This window comes from Sphingopyxis macrogoltabida (assembly GCF_001307295.1).
Lineage (GTDB): Bacteria > Pseudomonadota > Alphaproteobacteria > Sphingomonadales > Sphingomonadaceae > Sphingopyxis > Sphingopyxis macrogoltabida_B.
Map to the genome: position 1 here is coordinate 1,301,442 of NZ_CP012700.1, position 14,045 is coordinate 1,315,486.

A 14,045-nucleotide genomic window follows, 5' to 3' on the forward strand; every position below is an offset into this window, starting at 1 on the left:
CGCATTATCCCGGGACGATGACCGACGTCTTCATCAGCTACAAGCGCGAGGAGCGCGGCCGCTGCGTCGCCATCTATAACGCGCTTGTCGATCTGAAACTGGCGGTCTGGTTCGATGCCCATATCGAGCCCGGCACCGATTTCGACCGCGAGATCGAGCGCGAGGTGCGCTCGGCGAAAGCCGTTCTCGTGCTCTGGTCGGCGCTCGCCGCCGACAGCGACTGGATCCGCGCCGAGGCGCGCACCGGGCGGCAGAACGAGCGGCTCGTCGCGGCGCGGCTCGACGATTGCCTGCCGCCGCTGGAATTCGCCTCGGTGCAGGCGGTCGACCTGTTCGACCGCCGCGATTTCCACACTGGCGAGGGCTGGCGGCAGGTGGTCGGGCGGATCGGTCGCCTCGTCGGGCGGCCGGGGCTGGGCGATTATGTCCGCTGCGAACAGGCGGCCGATGCGGGGCTGTGGCGCGGCTGGATTGCCGCCAATCCGGGCGATCCGCTCGTCGAAACCGCGCAGCAGCGTGTCGCTGCACTGGCGCATCGCGCGCTGCCGGGCCCGGCCCGGGCCGCTCCCGCAAATCCGGTGGCGGCGGAAGCTGCTCGCGGCGGGCCGGCACGCTATTGGCCGTTGTTCGCCGGGAGTATCCTGCTGCTCGTCGCGGTCGCCGCACTCACCTTTGGACGTGACGACCCCGATCCGCCGCAGCAGGCGCCCGTCGCCGCGACCGCATCGTCGGACCTTCCCATCCTGCCGCGACCGGCGGAGGTCGTTCCGATGGCGGCGGCCGGCGGCGGCAAGCCGCTCTTCTGCCGTCCCGATGATCCCTTTGTCCTGTCCTTCGTTGCCCGGCGCACCGACATGCCGCCCGTGGGCAATCTGACGATCGGCAACGCCTGGCTTGCGTGGCGCGAATGCCGTGGTCCGGTTCGCGTCGAAGGTCATGTCGAAAGCGGCGGCGGCACTCTGGCCGATAGCCGGAGGATGGCCGATATCGTCGCGAACGAATTGCGCGCGCGCGGGATCGATCCGAAAGCGATTGCGACCGCAGGATATGGTGATGCCCGGCCGCTGGCGGGGAGGGCGGTCGATGCGATCGCCAATCGCCGCGTCGAAATCTACCTCGACCCATCGCGCTGACCAACGGCCGATGTGGCCGATTTGCCACCATGGACGGGAATTTCGCTTCGCGCGCTGCCGGGGGATTGAAGCGCCGCGCGCCCGCGCCTATCCGGGCCGGCTATGCTCGAGCAGGCCCACCCCCTGACTGCGGATCGTCCGCAGAATTTCCGCGCTGAATTCCGCGCGACGTGGGCGCTTGCGCTGCCGCTGGCGGCGGCGAACCTGCTCCAGATGATGGTGCACGCGATCGACGTGATCTTCGTCGCCCGGCTGGGCGATACGGCGCTCGCCGCTTCGTCGCTCGGCGTTTCAATCTTCGGGCTGCTTCTCTGGACAGGGACGGGTCTGGTCGGCGCGGCGGCGCCGCTGATCGCGGCGGAACTCGGCCGCCGCAAGCACAGCGTGCGCGAAGTACGGCGCACGGTGCGCATGGCACTCTGGCTGAGCGCGCTGGTGTCGCTCATTTTCATGGGCGTGTGCGCAGCGGGCGGCCCGATCATGCGCGCGACCGGCCAGCCCGCCGACCTGACGGCGCGCGCGGCGAGCTTCCTCCTCATCCTGATGTTCGGCATGTTTCCGATGATCGCGGCGAGCGTGCTGCGTATCTTCGTTTCGGCGCTCGGCCGGCCGACGATTGCGACGGCGATCACCTTCTTCGCGCTCGGCGTCAATGCGCTCGGCAACTGGGTGCTCGTCTTCGGCCATCTCGGCCTCCCCGCGCTCGGGCTCCACGGTTCGGCGATTTCGAGCGTGATGACCAGCGCGCTGATGCTGCTCGCCTATGTCGTCGTCATCCAGACCGACCGGCGGCTGCGGCGTTACCGCCTGTTCGGCAACTGGTGGCGCTCCGAATGGTCGCGCTTCTTCGAGATGCTGCGCATCGGCACGCCGATCAGTCTGACCATCCTTGCTGAAGCGGGGCTGTTCACCGGCGCCGCTTTCCTGATGGGGCGGATCGGCGAGACCGAACTGGCGGGGCACACGATCGCGCTGCAGGTCGCGGCGCTCGCGTTCCAGATCCCGTTCGGGGTGGCGCAGGCGGCGACGATCCGCGTCGGGCTGGCCTATGGCGCGCGCGACCATCGCGGCATCGGCTTCGCGGGGCAGGCGTCGCTGCTGCTCGGCATCGGCTTCATGGCCTTTACCGCGCTGATCATGTGGCTGTTCCCGAAGCTGGTGCTGTCGATCTATGTCGACGTCGATGCGGCGCGCAATGCCGCGCTGGTCGGCTTTGCGATGCAGTTTCTCGTCGTCGCGGCGGCGTTCCAGCTCTTCGACGGCGCACAGGCGGTGGCGGCGGGGGTGCTGCGCGGGCTGCAGGACACGCGCATCCCGATGATCATCGCGGTGTGCGGTTACTGGATCGCCGGATACGGCACCGCCATCTACCTCGGCTTCTGGACGCCGCTGCGCGGTGTCGGGGTGTGGATCGGGCTGGCGGTCGGGCTGATCGTCGTGTCGGCGGTGCTGCTGACGCGCTGGCGGATGCGCGGCCGTCTCGGCCTTCTTCCGGCCTGACGCAAAAAAGTTGACCGCCGCTGCTTGACGGCCTTCTGACTCCCACCCATATGCCCGCCTGTTAGCGCTCCCGGCATGTGAGTGCTAAAATGATATCATTTGCACTTCTGGAGGGAGTTTCATGACCCAGTTCCGACCGCTGCACGACCGCGTGCTCGTTCGCCGTATCGAAGCCGAAGAAAAGACGGCCGGCGGCATCATCATCCCCGACACCGCCAAGGAAAAGCCGCAGGAAGGCGAAGTCGTCTCCGTCGGCACCGGCGCCCGCGCCGACGACGGCAAGGTGACCCCGCTCGACGTCAAGGCCGGCGACCGCATCCTGTTCGGCAAATGGTCGGGCACCGAAGTCAAGGTCGACGGCGAAGAGCTGCTGATCATGAAGGAATCGGACATCCTCGGCGTCATCGCCTGAGCGATTTCATCGATTTGCGAGTAAAGTTGCGCAGTTTTCTGCGCCTTTGAAAGGAATAAGCACATGGCTGCTAAAGACGTAAAATTCAGCCGCGACGCGCGTGAGCGCATCCTGCGCGGCGTCGACACCCTCGCCGATGCGGTGAAGGTGACCCTCGGCCCCAAGGGCCGTAACGTCGTCATCGACAAGAGCTTCGGCGCGCCCCGCATCACCAAGGACGGCGTCACTGTCGCCAAGGAAATCGAACTGAAGGACAAGTTCGAGAATATGGGCGCTCAGATGCTGCGCGAAGTCGCATCGAAGGCGAACGACAAGGCCGGCGACGGCACCACCACCGCGACCGTGCTCGCGCAGGCGATCGTCCGCGAAGGCATGAAGTCGGTTGCCGCCGGCATGAACCCGATGGACCTGAAGCGCGGCATCGACCTCGCGGTGACCAAGGTCGTCGAGACGCTGAAGGCGCAGTCGAAGCCCGTTTCGGGCACCTCGGAAATCGCGCAGGTCGGCATCATCTCGGCCAATGGCGACACCGAAGTCGGTGAGAAGATCGCCGAAGCGATGGAAAAGGTTGGCAAGGAAGGCGTGATCACCGTCGAGGAAGCCAAGGGCCTCGATTTCGAACTCGACGTCGTCGAAGGCATGCAGTTCGACCGCGGCTACCTGTCGCCCTACTTCATCACCAACCCCGAAAAGATGCTCGTCGAGCTGAATGATCCGTACATCCTGATCTTCGAGAAGAAGTTGTCGAATCTCCAGTCGATGCTGCCGATCCTCGAAGCCGTGGTGCAGTCAGGCCGTCCGCTGCTGATCATCGCCGAGGACATCGAAGGCGAAGCGCTCGCCACCCTCGTCGTCAACCGCCTGCGCGGCGGTCTGAAGGTCGCGGCCGTCAAGGCGCCGGGCTTCGGCGATCGTCGCAAGGCGATGCTGCAGGACATCGCGATCCTCACCGCCGGTGAAATGATCAGCGAAGACCTCGGCATCAAGCTCGAGTCGGTCACGCTGAACATGCTCGGTCAGGCCAAGCGCGTCACCATCGACAAGGACAACACCACCATCGTCGATGGTGCGGGTGAAGCCGATGCGATCAAGGGTCGCGTCGAACAGATCCGCGCGCAGATCGAAACCACGACGTCGGATTACGACCGTGAAAAGCTGCAGGAACGTCTGGCGAAGCTCGCCGGCGGTGTTGCGGTGATCAAGGTCGGTGGTGCGTCGGAAGTCGAAGTGAAGGAACGCAAGGACCGCGTCGACGACGCGCTGCACGCGACCCGCGCTGCGGTCGAGGAAGGCATCGTCCCCGGCGGCGGTACCGCGCTCCTCTATGCGACCAAGGCGCTCGACGGCCTCGCCGGTGCGAACGAAGACCAGACCCGCGGCATCGACATCATCCGTCGCGCGCTGCAGGCTCCGGTCCGCCAGATCGCCGAGAACGCGGGCTTCGACGGCGGTGTCGTCGCGGGCAAGCTGTTCGACCAGAACGACAGCAACTTCGGCTTCAACGCTTCGACCGACGTCTATGAAGACCTGGTCAAGGCCGGCGTCATCGACCCGACCAAGGTCGTCCGCACCGCGCTGCAGGATTCGGCCTCGGTTGCCGGTCTGCTCATCACCACCGAAGCGGCGGTGAGCGAACTGCCCGACGACAAGCCCGCCATGCCCATGGGTGGCGGCGGCATGGGCGGCATGGGCGGCATGGACTTCTAAGTCCAAACCGTTCGGCCACCCGCCGACAGAAACAAGGGCCGGAGCAGCGATGCTCCGGCCCTTTTTCTTTGGGCTTTTACCATCCCGTCACCCCGGACTTGATCCGAGGTCCCGCTTTTCACCGTTGCGGAGCGGGACCCCGGATCAAGTCCGGGGTGACGAAAGTGGGACATTGCCAGTTCATTCCGCCCGGCATAGCTATGCAGGATGATCCTGCTCTTCGCCCTTGCCGCCGCCGCCGCGGACCCCGCCCCGGTCGAGCGCTGCGGTTATCGCATCGTGCAAAGCTATCCGCACGATACGACCAGCTTCACACAGGGTCTGTTCTGGGACGACGGTTATCTTTACGAGGGCACGGGCCAATATGGTAAGTCGCGTATCGCCCGGCTCGATCTCGACACCGGCAAGGCGGTGGCTCAGACCAGCTTGCCCGTCGACCAGTTCGGCGAAGGCATCGCGCGGTGGAAGGACCAGATCATCGGTGTGACCTGGCAGAACGGCGTCGGCCATCGCTGGTCGATCAAGGATCTGAAGCCGCAGGGTAACTTTGCTTATGCGGGCGAAGGGTGGGGGCTGACGACGGTCGGCGACCAGCTGGTGCTGAGCGACGGCACCTCGGAACTCCGGTTCCTCGATCCCGAAACGATGACCGAGAAAAGGCGGGTTACCGTGCGCTTCGGCGGTCGGCCGATCGGCATGATCAACGAGCTTGAGGCGATCGAGGGACAGGTCTGGGCCAATATCTGGATGACCGATTTCATCGTCCGGATCGACCCGGCGAGCGGTGACGTCGCCTCGCTCGTCGACCTGTCGGGGCTGAAGGCCGATGCAGGCGTTTCGGGCGACGACAGCGTCCTCAACGGCATCGCATGGGATGCGAAGAAGAAACGCTTGTTCGTGACCGGAAAATATTGGCCCAAACTCTACGAGATCGCGCTCGCCGACTGCCGTTAAGTCTTGAGCGCTTCTTCCATTCGCGCCGCCGCGGCATCATAGACGCGTGCCTGCAGTCCGGCGGTGACAGCGGCCGGGGCGCGATCCGGATGGCCGCTGGCGAAGGGCGGGGCGGGGTCATATTCGATGGCGAGCTGGATCGCCTGCGCGACCGCGTCACCCTGGAGCCGCGCGATCAATGTCAGCGCGAAGTCGAGCCCCGAGGTCACTCCGCCACTGGTGACGATATTCCCGTCCTCGATGACGCGCCCGGGAACGGCTTCGGCGCCGATGAGCGGCAACAAATGGGTATAGCCCCAATGCGTCGTTGCGCGCCTGCCAGCCAGCAGCCCGGCCCGGCCGAGCAGGAAGGCGCCGGTGCAGACGCTCGTTACCCAGCGCGCGTCGGCCGCTTGCTGCGCGATAAAATTGATGGTCGCGGCATCGCCCAATGCCTCGGCGACGCCATGCCCGCCGGGGACGCAGAGAATATCCGCCTGCGGACAGCTCGCGAAATCATGGGTCGGCAGGATGGAAAAGCCGCTGTCGGTCACGATCGGGTCGCGGGTGGCGGCGGCCCCGGCCAAGCGAGCGCCGGGCATGCGTGAAAGCGCCTGCGCCGGCGCGGTGAAGTCGAGCTGGGTGATGCCAGGAAAGAGAAGGAAGACGATCTGGATCGGCGCGAGCTGGGGTTCGGTCATGCGGATGGTCCTTGCGTTGCAACGGATCACCCAGGCGCGCGGCTCTCCGGCTTTCGACCAATCCCGCTTCCCGATGGAGCTCCATCATCAGCGCCAGTTGCGGGACGCTGCAGTCTAGTCTTGCGCCCGGCCAAACGGAAGGTGCTATTCCCCAGCCTCGGCCTTCACGGCCTTTTGCGGTTCGGGGGCCGGGACGCCGTCGCGGCTTTCGAGCATTTCGGCGGCATCGTCGAGCGCTTTCGCTTCGCTGACCGTCACCCCGCCGGGGCCGGGTTCATTGTCGGTACGGCTGCATCCCCCGGTCAGGACCGTCGCGGCGGCGCACAGGGCAAGACCCATTCTCGGCATTCTTGTCTCCGACGAAAAAGGGCCCCATTCGTGCGAATGGGGCCCCTGTTCCGGGTCGCGCGCCGAAGCGCGCAGGCCCGATTACTGCTTGTCGTTGGCTTCCGCCTTCTTCGTTTCTTCGGCGATCTTGTCGCCGGCCTTGTCAGCGGCGTCGCCAGCGGCATTCACCGTGCCTTCGACGGCGTTGCCGGCATCCTTGGCGGCAGCGGCGGTCGCGTCGGCAGCTTCGCCCGCAGCGGCGGCGGTGGCATCGGCGGCATCAGCGGCGCCTTCGGCGACGGCGTCACCGGCAGCGGCGGCATCATCAGCGACGGCGGCGCCAGCTTCCGAGGTTTCTTCCTGCGCCTTTTCCGAGCAAGCGGCGAGGCTGAAGGCTGCAGCGGCCATCGAGGCGATGATGATTTTGCGCATGAAATTTCCTTTCGAACATCCGAGTGACCGAGACCGGGCACGGTCGTGAAGGATTAGCTGTGGATTCAGGGCTTGGCAACTACCCTGCATGCCCAGGGTTCCTGCCGCATGGCCAAAAGAAAAGGGGCGGCCGACCAAGTCGGCAACCCCCCTCCTTATTCTGGCCGAATGGCCCGAAAGAAGCTTACTTCTTGGCTTCTTCGGTTGCAGCCTTGGCAGCGTCGGTCGCTTCCTTGGCAGCGCCGGCAGCTTCGGCGGCCTTGTCGGTCGCGGTCGCAGCGTCGCCAGCAGCAGCGGCGTCGCCAGCAGCGCCGGCAGCGGCAGCAGCGTCGCCGGCAGCAGCGCTTGCGTCGGCAGCGCCTTCGGCTGCTTCCATCGCGCCGTCAGCAGCGCCTTCGACGGTTGCCGCCGATTCGTCGGTGGTGGCGGGGGCTTCGGCAGCCTTTTCACCACAAGCGGCGAGGCCCATCGAGGCCGCGAGAACGAGCGACAGAGTGATCGATTTCTTCATTTGGGAATACCCCTCTCGATTGAATTGATCGACCGGCATTTCGGACACGAACCTTTCGACCCGGCAAATTGCCAATCGCCCAAAGAGCTACAATCTCGCCAAAATGGGCGCAACGGCCTTTTGTGTGATCATGGGCGCAAATCGATGGATCGAGTGGATCGCGGCGCCGCAAGTGGCGGGAAATGGGGCTTCGTCAACGATTGACCAGATATAAAGAAAGCTTTATATGTTAGTTTGTGACTGAGCTGCTCGACATTTTTCGTGCCCTTGCCGACCCGACGCGCCTGCGTATCCTTGCGCTGCTGCGCGAGATGGAGCTGGCGATCGGCGAACTCGCGGTCGTGCTCGACCAGAGCCAGCCGCGCGTGTCGCGGCACGTCCGTATCCTCGTCGACGCGGGGGTTGTCGAACGCCGTCGCGAGGGGAGCTGGGTCTTCCTCCGCCTTGCGCAGGACGGACCCGTCGGCGAAACGATCGCGCGCGCCGATAAATGGCCCTTCTCGCCGCGCGAGGCGCTGGTGATCGCGCACGACGCCCGCCGCCTCGTCGCGGTCCGGACCGAACGTGCCGCCGCCGCCGAGCGCTATTTCGCCGAACATGCCGCCGAATGGGATGCTATCCGCTCGCGCCATGTCGCCGAGAGCGAGGTCGAGGCGGCGATCCTCGCGATCATGCACAATCGCCGGCTCGGCCACCTGCTCGACATCGGGACCGGGACCGGGCGGATGGCGGAGATTTTCGCGCCGACCGCGCGCCGCATCACCGCGCTCGACCGCAGCCCCGAAATGCTGCGCATCGCGCGCGCCAAGCTTGCCGGCCAGCCGGTGCCGATCGATCTGGTGCAGGGCGATTTCCTGAACCTGCCAGTGGCCGATGCCAGCGTCGACAGCATTGTCATCCACCAGGCGCTGCACTTCGCGCACGAACCCGACCGCGTGATCGCCGAGGCGGGCCGCGTGCTGCGCGGCGGCGGGCACCTACTGATCGTCGATTTCGCGCCGCATGAGGATGAGGAGATGCGGACGCTTGCAGCGCATGCCCGCCTTGGCTTTTCCGATGCCCAGATCCGCGGCTGGTTCGCATCGGCGGGCATGGGGCTGGAAACCTCGCAGACGCTCGAAGGCGGCGAACTGGCGGTCAAGCTGTGGCTTGGCCGGCGGCGCAGTGACGAAGATCAATCCCCCGTCGCGCAAGGCAGCGACGGCCAGCGTAAAAGGCTTGCGGCATGACATCGAACCTCGACTCGCTCGCGGAAGCCCGCCGCGCCGCGGCTTCGCCTTTGTTCGCCAATCTCGACGGCGATATCGGCGTCAGCTTCGAATTTTTCCCACCCAAGACCGAGAAGATGGAAGCCCAGCTATGGGATACTTTCCATGCGCTCGAACCGCTCGCGCCGCGTTTCGTGTCGGTGACCTACGGGGCGGGGGGATCGACACGCGAGCGCACCCACGCGACGGTCGCGCGGATCGCGGCGACGAGCGGCGTGCCGCCCGCCGCACATCTGACCTGCGTCGAGGCGTCGCGCGCCGAGATCGACGCGGTGGCCGAGGCCTATTGGGAAGCCGGGGTGCGGCACATCGTGGCCTTACGCGGTGACGTGCCGTCGGGCGGTCCCTATCGTCCGCACGCGCAAGGCTATGCCAATGCGATCGAGCTGGTCGCAGGGCTGAAGGCGGTTGCGCCGTTCGACATTTCGGTTGCCGCCTATCCCGAGGTCCATCCCGACGCCGACTGCGCGCAGTCCGACCTCGACAATCTGAAGCGCAAGCTCGACGCGGGTGCGACGCGCGCGATCACGCAATTCTTCTTCTCGCCCGACAGCTTTCTGCGGTTTCGCGACACGGCCGCGGCGGCGGGGATCACAGCGCCGATCATCCCCGGCATTCTGCCCGTATCGAGCGTGGCGCAGACGCGCCGCATGGCGGATATGTGCGGCACCGCAATTCCGGCTTGGATGGTGTCGCTGTTCGACGGGCTCGACGATCATCCGGCGGCACGCCAGCTCGTCGCGGCCACGATCGCGGCCGAAATGTGCCGCCGTCTTTATGCGGGCGGGGTACGCGATTTCCACTTCTACACGCTCAACCGGGCCGAACTCAGCTATGCGATCTGTCATTTGCTGGGGCTGCGGCCGGTGGCGACGGCAAAGGATCAGGCGGCATGACGAGTGCACGTGAAGCGCTGCAAGCGGCAGCGAAAGAACGCATCCTGCTCACCGACGGCGGCTGGGGCACGCAGATCCAGCTCCGCAAGCTCGCCGAGGCCGATTATGCCGGCAACCTTGGCTTGTCGCACGACCAGAAGGGCAATAACGACATCCTCGCGCTGACGCGGCCCGATGTCGTGACCGCAATCGGCGAGGCCTATCTGGCGGCGGGGTCGGACATCGTCTCCACCAACACCTTCAGCGCCAACCGGATCAGCCAGGCCGATTATGGCGCCGAGCATCTGGTCGCCGACATCAATATCGAAAGCGCCCGGCTGGGCCGCGAGACGGCGGTGAAATATGAAGCGATCGACGGCCGCCGCCGCTTTGTGGCCGGCGCGGTCGGGCCGACGAACAAGACCTTGTCGCTGTCGCCCGACGTCAACAACCCGGGCTATCGCGAGATCGATTTCGACGAGTTGAAGGACGTCTATCTCGATCAGGTCGTGGCGCTCGCCGAGGGCGGTGCCGATTTCATCCTGATCGAGACGATCTTCGACACGCTCAATGCCAAGGCGGGGATCGCCGCGACACTCGAGGCCGAGGCGAAGGTCGGGCGCGAATTGCCACTGATGATCTCGATGACGCTGACTGACCTCAGCGGCCGCAACCTGTCGGGACATACGGTCGAGGCCTTCTGGTATGCGGTGCGCCATGCGAAGCCGCTGACGATCGGACTCAACTGCTCGTTCGGCGCATCGCAGCTTCGCCCGCATGTGAAGGTGCTCTCGGACCTCGCCGACGCGCTGGTGATGGTTTACCCGAACGCCGGTTTGCCCAATGAGCTCGGCGAATATGACGAGCTGCCCGACACCACCGCGGGGCTCGTCGGCGAATGGGCCGAAAACGGCCAGGTCAACATCCTCGGCGGTTGCTGCGGGTCGACCCCGGCGCATATCGCGGCGATGGCGAAGGCGATCGAGGGGCTGGCACCGCGGCCCGTCCCCGACGTCCCGGTGCGGACGCGGCTCGCGGGGCTTGAGCCCTTCACCATGGCCGCCTGAACCGATGACGGACATTCCGACATGGACGATCCGGGAGGCCGGAGCGGATGACGCGCCGGCGCTCGCGCTGATCGGCGCGGCGACCTTTCTCGAAACCTTTGCCGGCATCCTCGATGGCGATGCGATCGTCGGCCATTGCGCCGCGCAGCATTGCGAAGCGGCCTATCGCGCCGCCCTGGCCGACGGCGCCCGGGCGTGGCTTGCCGAAGCGCAGCCTGGCGGGGCGCCCGTCGGATTCGTGCTCGTCGGCAAGCCCGACCTTGCGGCCGCCCGCGACGGCGATATCGAATTGAAGCGCATCTATTCGCTGTCGCGCTTTCATGGCACCGGCCTCGGCGCCGCGTTGATGAATCAGGCGCTGGAAGCCGCCCGCGGCCATCGCCGCCTGTTGCTTGGCGTTTATGCGCAGAACGACCGGGCGCTCGCCTTTTATCGCAAACAGGGGTTTGCCGACCTCGGCACCCGCCGGTTCAATGTCGGCGGCAAGCTCTATGACGATCTCGTGCTTGCCCGTCCGCTCGCCGCCTAATGCTCATGCCCAGGATGATCCGATGACCACCGCCGCGTCTTCCAGCTTCGTCAACATCGGCGAGCGCACCAACGTCACCGGATCGGCGGCGTTCAAGAAGCTGATCCTCGCCGACGACTATACCGCGGCGGTCGAGGTCGCGCGCCAGCAGGTCGAGAACGGCGCGCAAGTTATCGACGTCAACATGGACGAGGGTCTGCTCGACGCCGAATATGCGATGACGACATTTTTGAAGCTGATCGCCGCCGAGCCCGACATCGCGCGGGTGCCGGTCATGATCGACAGTTCGAAATGGGACGTTATCGAAGCGGGCCTGAAATGCGTGCCGGGCAAGCCGATCGTCAATTCAATCAGCATGAAGGAAGGCGAGGAACCGTTCCTTGCGCATGCCCGCAAGTGCATGGCCTATGGCGCCGCGGTCGTCGTCATGGCGTTCGACGAGGTCGGACAGGCCGATACCGAGGCGCGCAAGGTCGAGATTTGCGAGCGCGCCTATAAATTGCTGATGACCATCGGTTTTCCACCCGAAGATATCATCTTCGATCCCAATATCTTCGCGGTCGCGACGGGGCTCGAGGAGCATGACAATTATGCAGTCGATTTCATCGAGGCGGTGAAGGAAATCCGTGTCCGCTGCCCGCATGTCCATTTTTCGGGCGGGCTTTCCAACTTGTCGTTCGGGTTTCGCGGCAACGAGACGGTGCGCCGCGCGATGCACAGCGTCTTCCTCTATCATGCGATCCCCGCCGGGCTCGATATGGCGATCGTCAATGCGGGGCAACTCGACGTCTATGACACGATCGATCCCGAACTGCGCAATGCGTGCGAGGATGTCATCCTCAACCGCAAGGTCGAAGGCGAGGAACTGAGCCCGACCGAGCGGCTGATCGCGCTTGCCGAACGCTACAAAGGCACCAATGCCGCGCAGGAAAAGGCGGCCGAGGAATGGCGCGGCTGGGAGGTGCGCAAGCGGCTCGAACATGCGCTGGTCAAGGGCATCGACGCGCATATCGTCCCGGATACCGAGGAAATGCGCCTGGCAATGGACCGGCCGATCGAGGTGATCGAAGGTCCGCTGATGGACGGAATGAACGTCGTCGGCGACCTGTTCGGATCGGGCAAGATGTTCCTGCCGCAAGTGGTGAAATCGGCGCGCGTGATGAAAAAGGCGGTCGCGCACCTGCTGCCGTTTATCGAGGCGTCGAAGGAACCTGGCGCGAAGGGCAAGGGCAAGGTCGTGATGGCGACCGTCAAGGGCGACGTCCATGACATTGGCAAGAACATCGTCGGCGTCGTCCTCCAGTGCAACGGCTTCGAGATCGTCGACCTCGGCGTCATGGTGCCGTGGAGCAAGATACTCGAGGCGGCGAACGAGAATGACGCCGACATGATCGGACTGTCGGGCCTCATCACGCCGTCGCTCGACGAGATGGTGACGGTGGCCGAGGAGATGCAGCGCGCAGGCATGACGATGCCGCTGCTGATCGGCGGCGCGACGACGTCGAAGGTTCATACCGCGCTGCGTATCGATCCGGCCTATCAGGGGCCGGTGCTTCATGTCCTCGACGCCAGCCGCGCGGTGGGCGTTGCGACCGCGCTGGTCAGCGATACCGGGTTCGACGCCTTCGTCGGCGGCTACAAGCAGGATTATGAGCATATCCGCGACGTGCGCGCGGGCAAGGGGCAGAGCGTGCTTCACACCCTCGAGGAGGCGCGGGCCAATTATTACGACGCCTATCTCAGCGACAAGCCCGCACCGCCGCTGCAGCCCGGACTGCACCGGTTCGACGACTGGTCGCTCGAAGACCTGCGCGAATGCATCGACTGGACGCCCTTCTTTCGCGCATGGGAGTTGCACGGCACTTACCCGTCGATCCTCGACGACGATGTCGTCGGCGAAACGGCGCGGGCCTTGAAGGCCGACGCCGATGCGATGCTCGACAAGCTGATCGCCGAGAAGTGGCTGACCGCGCGCGGCGTCTGCGCCTTCTGGCCGTGCGCGCGCGACGGCGACAGCGTGACGATCCATCTTGCCGAGGAGGAGCGGCATGTGACGCTGCCCTTCCTGCGCCAGCAGATCAAGAAGAGCCGCGACCGGGCGAACATGTGCCTTGCCGATTTCATCGACCCGGCGGGCGACTGGATGGGCGGTTTCGCGGTCGGCATCCACGGCATCGAACCCTATTCGGAACGCTTCCGCGCCGACAAGGACGATTATTCGGACATCTTGCTGAAGGCGCTGGCGGACCGCTTCGCCGAAGCCTTTGCCGAGCGGCTGCACCAGCATGTCCGCACGACCCTCTGGGGCTATGCGCCCGGCGAACAGCTCACCAATGAGGCGCTGATCAAGGAGGAATATCGCGGTATTCGTCCGGCGCCGGGCTATCCGGCGTGCCCCGACCACAGTCTGAAGCCGATCCTGTTCGACCTGTTGCAGGCGGGCGACAATGCCGGGCTGGTGCTGACCGAAAGCTTTGCCATGCTGCCGACTGCGGCGGTCAGCGGCTTTTATTTCGGACATCCCGAAAGCCAGTATTTCGGGGTGGCGCGGATCGGCAGCGACCAGCTCGAGGATTATGCACAGCGGCGCGGGGTCGATATCGAGACCGCAACGCGCTGGCTGCGCCCCAACCTCGATTAACTTTGCCCC

14 protein-coding genes are annotated in these 14,045 nt (G+C 65.4%); 10 read left to right on the top strand and 4 right to left on the bottom strand.

What is annotated here, in order from left to right:
- Window positions 1-17: 17 nt before the first annotated feature.
- The 5 genes from AN936_RS06040 (at window position 18) to AN936_RS06060 (ending at window position 5,706) form a co-directional block, all read left to right on the top strand.
- A complete protein-coding gene (locus AN936_RS06040; RefSeq protein ID WP_054587341.1) occupies window positions 18-1,133 on the top strand; it encodes a TIR domain-containing protein in 1,116 nt (371 codons plus the stop codon).
- 102 nt (window positions 1,134-1,235) lie between these two features.
- Window positions 1,236-2,633, top strand: a complete 1,398-nt coding sequence (locus tag AN936_RS06045) for an MATE family efflux transporter (RefSeq protein ID WP_054587342.1) — start codon at window positions 1,236-1,238, stop codon at window positions 2,631-2,633.
- A gap of 121 nt (window positions 2,634-2,754) precedes the next feature.
- Complete coding sequence (groES, locus tag AN936_RS06050) at window positions 2,755-3,045, top strand: co-chaperone GroES (RefSeq protein WP_054587343.1); 291 nt, start codon at window positions 2,755-2,757, stop codon at window positions 3,043-3,045.
- Window positions 3,046-3,108: 63 nt separating this feature from the next.
- Window positions 3,109-4,752: a chaperonin GroEL gene (groL, locus tag AN936_RS06055; RefSeq protein WP_054587344.1), complete on the top strand. Its 1,644-nt coding sequence runs from the start codon at window positions 3,109-3,111 to the stop codon at window positions 4,750-4,752.
- Window positions 4,753-4,959: 207 nt separating this feature from the next.
- The gene (locus tag AN936_RS06060) at window positions 4,960-5,706 is read left to right on the top strand and encodes a glutaminyl-peptide cyclotransferase (protein WP_054587345.1); all 747 of its coding nucleotides are present in this window, start codon (window positions 4,960-4,962) and stop codon (window positions 5,704-5,706) included.
- Here AN936_RS06060 and AN936_RS06065 read toward each other — a convergent pair.
- The 4 genes from AN936_RS06065 to AN936_RS06080 all read right to left on the bottom strand — a co-directional run bounded on the left by AN936_RS06065 (window position 5,703) and on the right by AN936_RS06080 (window position 7,656).
- On the bottom strand, window positions 5,703-6,386 hold the full coding sequence (locus AN936_RS06065; RefSeq protein WP_054587346.1) for a DJ-1/PfpI family protein: 684 nt from the start codon (window positions 6,384-6,386) through the stop codon (window positions 5,703-5,705). The genes AN936_RS06060 and AN936_RS06065 overlap by 4 nt on opposite strands.
- Window positions 6,387-6,530: 144 nt before the next feature.
- Window positions 6,531-6,734 (bottom strand): hypothetical protein, encoded by a 204-nt coding sequence (locus AN936_RS06070; RefSeq protein ID WP_084758210.1) that lies wholly within the window; start codon window positions 6,732-6,734, stop codon window positions 6,531-6,533.
- An 81-nt stretch (window positions 6,735-6,815) separates the two neighbouring features.
- The gene (locus AN936_RS06075) at window positions 6,816-7,145 is read right to left on the bottom strand and encodes a hypothetical protein (RefSeq protein ID WP_054587348.1); all 330 of its coding nucleotides are present in this window, start codon (window positions 7,143-7,145) and stop codon (window positions 6,816-6,818) included.
- Window positions 7,146-7,329: 184 nt separating this feature from the next.
- Window positions 7,330-7,656 carry a hypothetical protein gene (locus tag AN936_RS06080; RefSeq protein ID WP_054587349.1) on the bottom strand — a complete coding sequence of 109 codons (327 nt, stop codon included), beginning with the start codon at window positions 7,654-7,656 and terminating at the stop codon, window positions 7,330-7,332.
- A 236-nt stretch (window positions 7,657-7,892) separates the two neighbouring features.
- Between AN936_RS06080 and AN936_RS06085 the strand changes: the two genes are divergently transcribed.
- Genes AN936_RS06085 through metH form a run of 5 tightly spaced genes read left to right on the top strand, consistent with a single transcriptional unit; the run spans window position 7,893 to window position 14,036 of the window.
- Entirely contained in the window at window positions 7,893-8,885 is a 993-nt protein-coding gene (locus tag AN936_RS06085) for an ArsR/SmtB family transcription factor (protein WP_054587350.1), read from the top strand.
- Window positions 8,882-9,820: a methylenetetrahydrofolate reductase gene (gene metF / locus AN936_RS06090; protein ID WP_054587351.1), complete on the top strand. Its 939-nt coding sequence runs from the start codon at window positions 8,882-8,884 to the stop codon at window positions 9,818-9,820. Before AN936_RS06085 ends, metF begins: the two co-directional genes overlap by 4 nt.
- Complete coding sequence (locus AN936_RS06095; protein WP_054587352.1) at window positions 9,817-10,866, top strand: homocysteine S-methyltransferase family protein; 1,050 nt, start codon at window positions 9,817-9,819, stop codon at window positions 10,864-10,866. The genes metF and AN936_RS06095 overlap by 4 nt, the downstream gene beginning before the upstream one ends.
- 4 nt (window positions 10,867-10,870) lie before the next feature.
- The gene (locus AN936_RS06100) at window positions 10,871-11,395 is read left to right on the top strand and encodes a GNAT family N-acetyltransferase (protein ID WP_054587353.1); all 525 of its coding nucleotides are present in this window, start codon (window positions 10,871-10,873) and stop codon (window positions 11,393-11,395) included.
- The gene (gene metH, locus AN936_RS06105) at window positions 11,358-14,036 is read left to right on the top strand and encodes a methionine synthase (RefSeq protein ID WP_084758211.1); all 2,679 of its coding nucleotides are present in this window, start codon (window positions 11,358-11,360) and stop codon (window positions 14,034-14,036) included. The genes AN936_RS06100 and metH overlap by 38 nt, the downstream gene beginning before the upstream one ends.
- Window positions 14,037-14,045: the final 9 nt, after the last annotated feature.

Bases quoted from the DNA above. Each gene is read 5' to 3' on its own strand.
- AN936_RS06040 (WP_054587341.1), top strand. From the start codon at position 18: ATGACCGACGTCTTCATCAGCTACAAGCGCGAGGAGCGCGGCCGCTGC.
- AN936_RS06045 (WP_054587342.1), top strand. From the start codon at position 1,236: ATGCTCGAGCAGGCCCACCCCCTGACTGCGGATCGTCCGCAGAATTTC.
- groES (WP_054587343.1), top strand. From the start codon at position 2,755: ATGACCCAGTTCCGACCGCTGCACGACCGCGTGCTCGTTCGCCGTATC.
- groL (WP_054587344.1), top strand. From the start codon at position 3,109: ATGGCTGCTAAAGACGTAAAATTCAGCCGCGACGCGCGTGAGCGCATC.
- AN936_RS06060 (WP_054587345.1), top strand. From the start codon at position 4,960: ATGATCCTGCTCTTCGCCCTTGCCGCCGCCGCCGCGGACCCCGCCCCG.
- AN936_RS06065 (WP_054587346.1), bottom strand. From the start codon at position 6,386: ATGACCGAACCCCAGCTCGCGCCGATCCAGATCGTCTTCCTTCTCTTT.
- AN936_RS06070 (WP_084758210.1), bottom strand. From the start codon at position 6,734: ATGCCGAGAATGGGTCTTGCCCTGTGCGCCGCCGCGACGGTCCTGACC.
- AN936_RS06075 (WP_054587348.1), bottom strand. From the start codon at position 7,145: ATGCGCAAAATCATCATCGCCTCGATGGCCGCTGCAGCCTTCAGCCTC.
- AN936_RS06080 (WP_054587349.1), bottom strand. From the start codon at position 7,656: ATGAAGAAATCGATCACTCTGTCGCTCGTTCTCGCGGCCTCGATGGGC.
- metF (WP_054587351.1), top strand. From the start codon at position 8,882: ATGACATCGAACCTCGACTCGCTCGCGGAAGCCCGCCGCGCCGCGGCT.
- AN936_RS06095 (WP_054587352.1), top strand. From the start codon at position 9,817: ATGACGAGTGCACGTGAAGCGCTGCAAGCGGCAGCGAAAGAACGCATC.
- AN936_RS06100 (WP_054587353.1), top strand. From the start codon at position 10,871: ATGACGGACATTCCGACATGGACGATCCGGGAGGCCGGAGCGGATGAC.
- metH (WP_084758211.1), top strand. From the start codon at position 11,358: ATGACGATCTCGTGCTTGCCCGTCCGCTCGCCGCCTAATGCTCATGCC.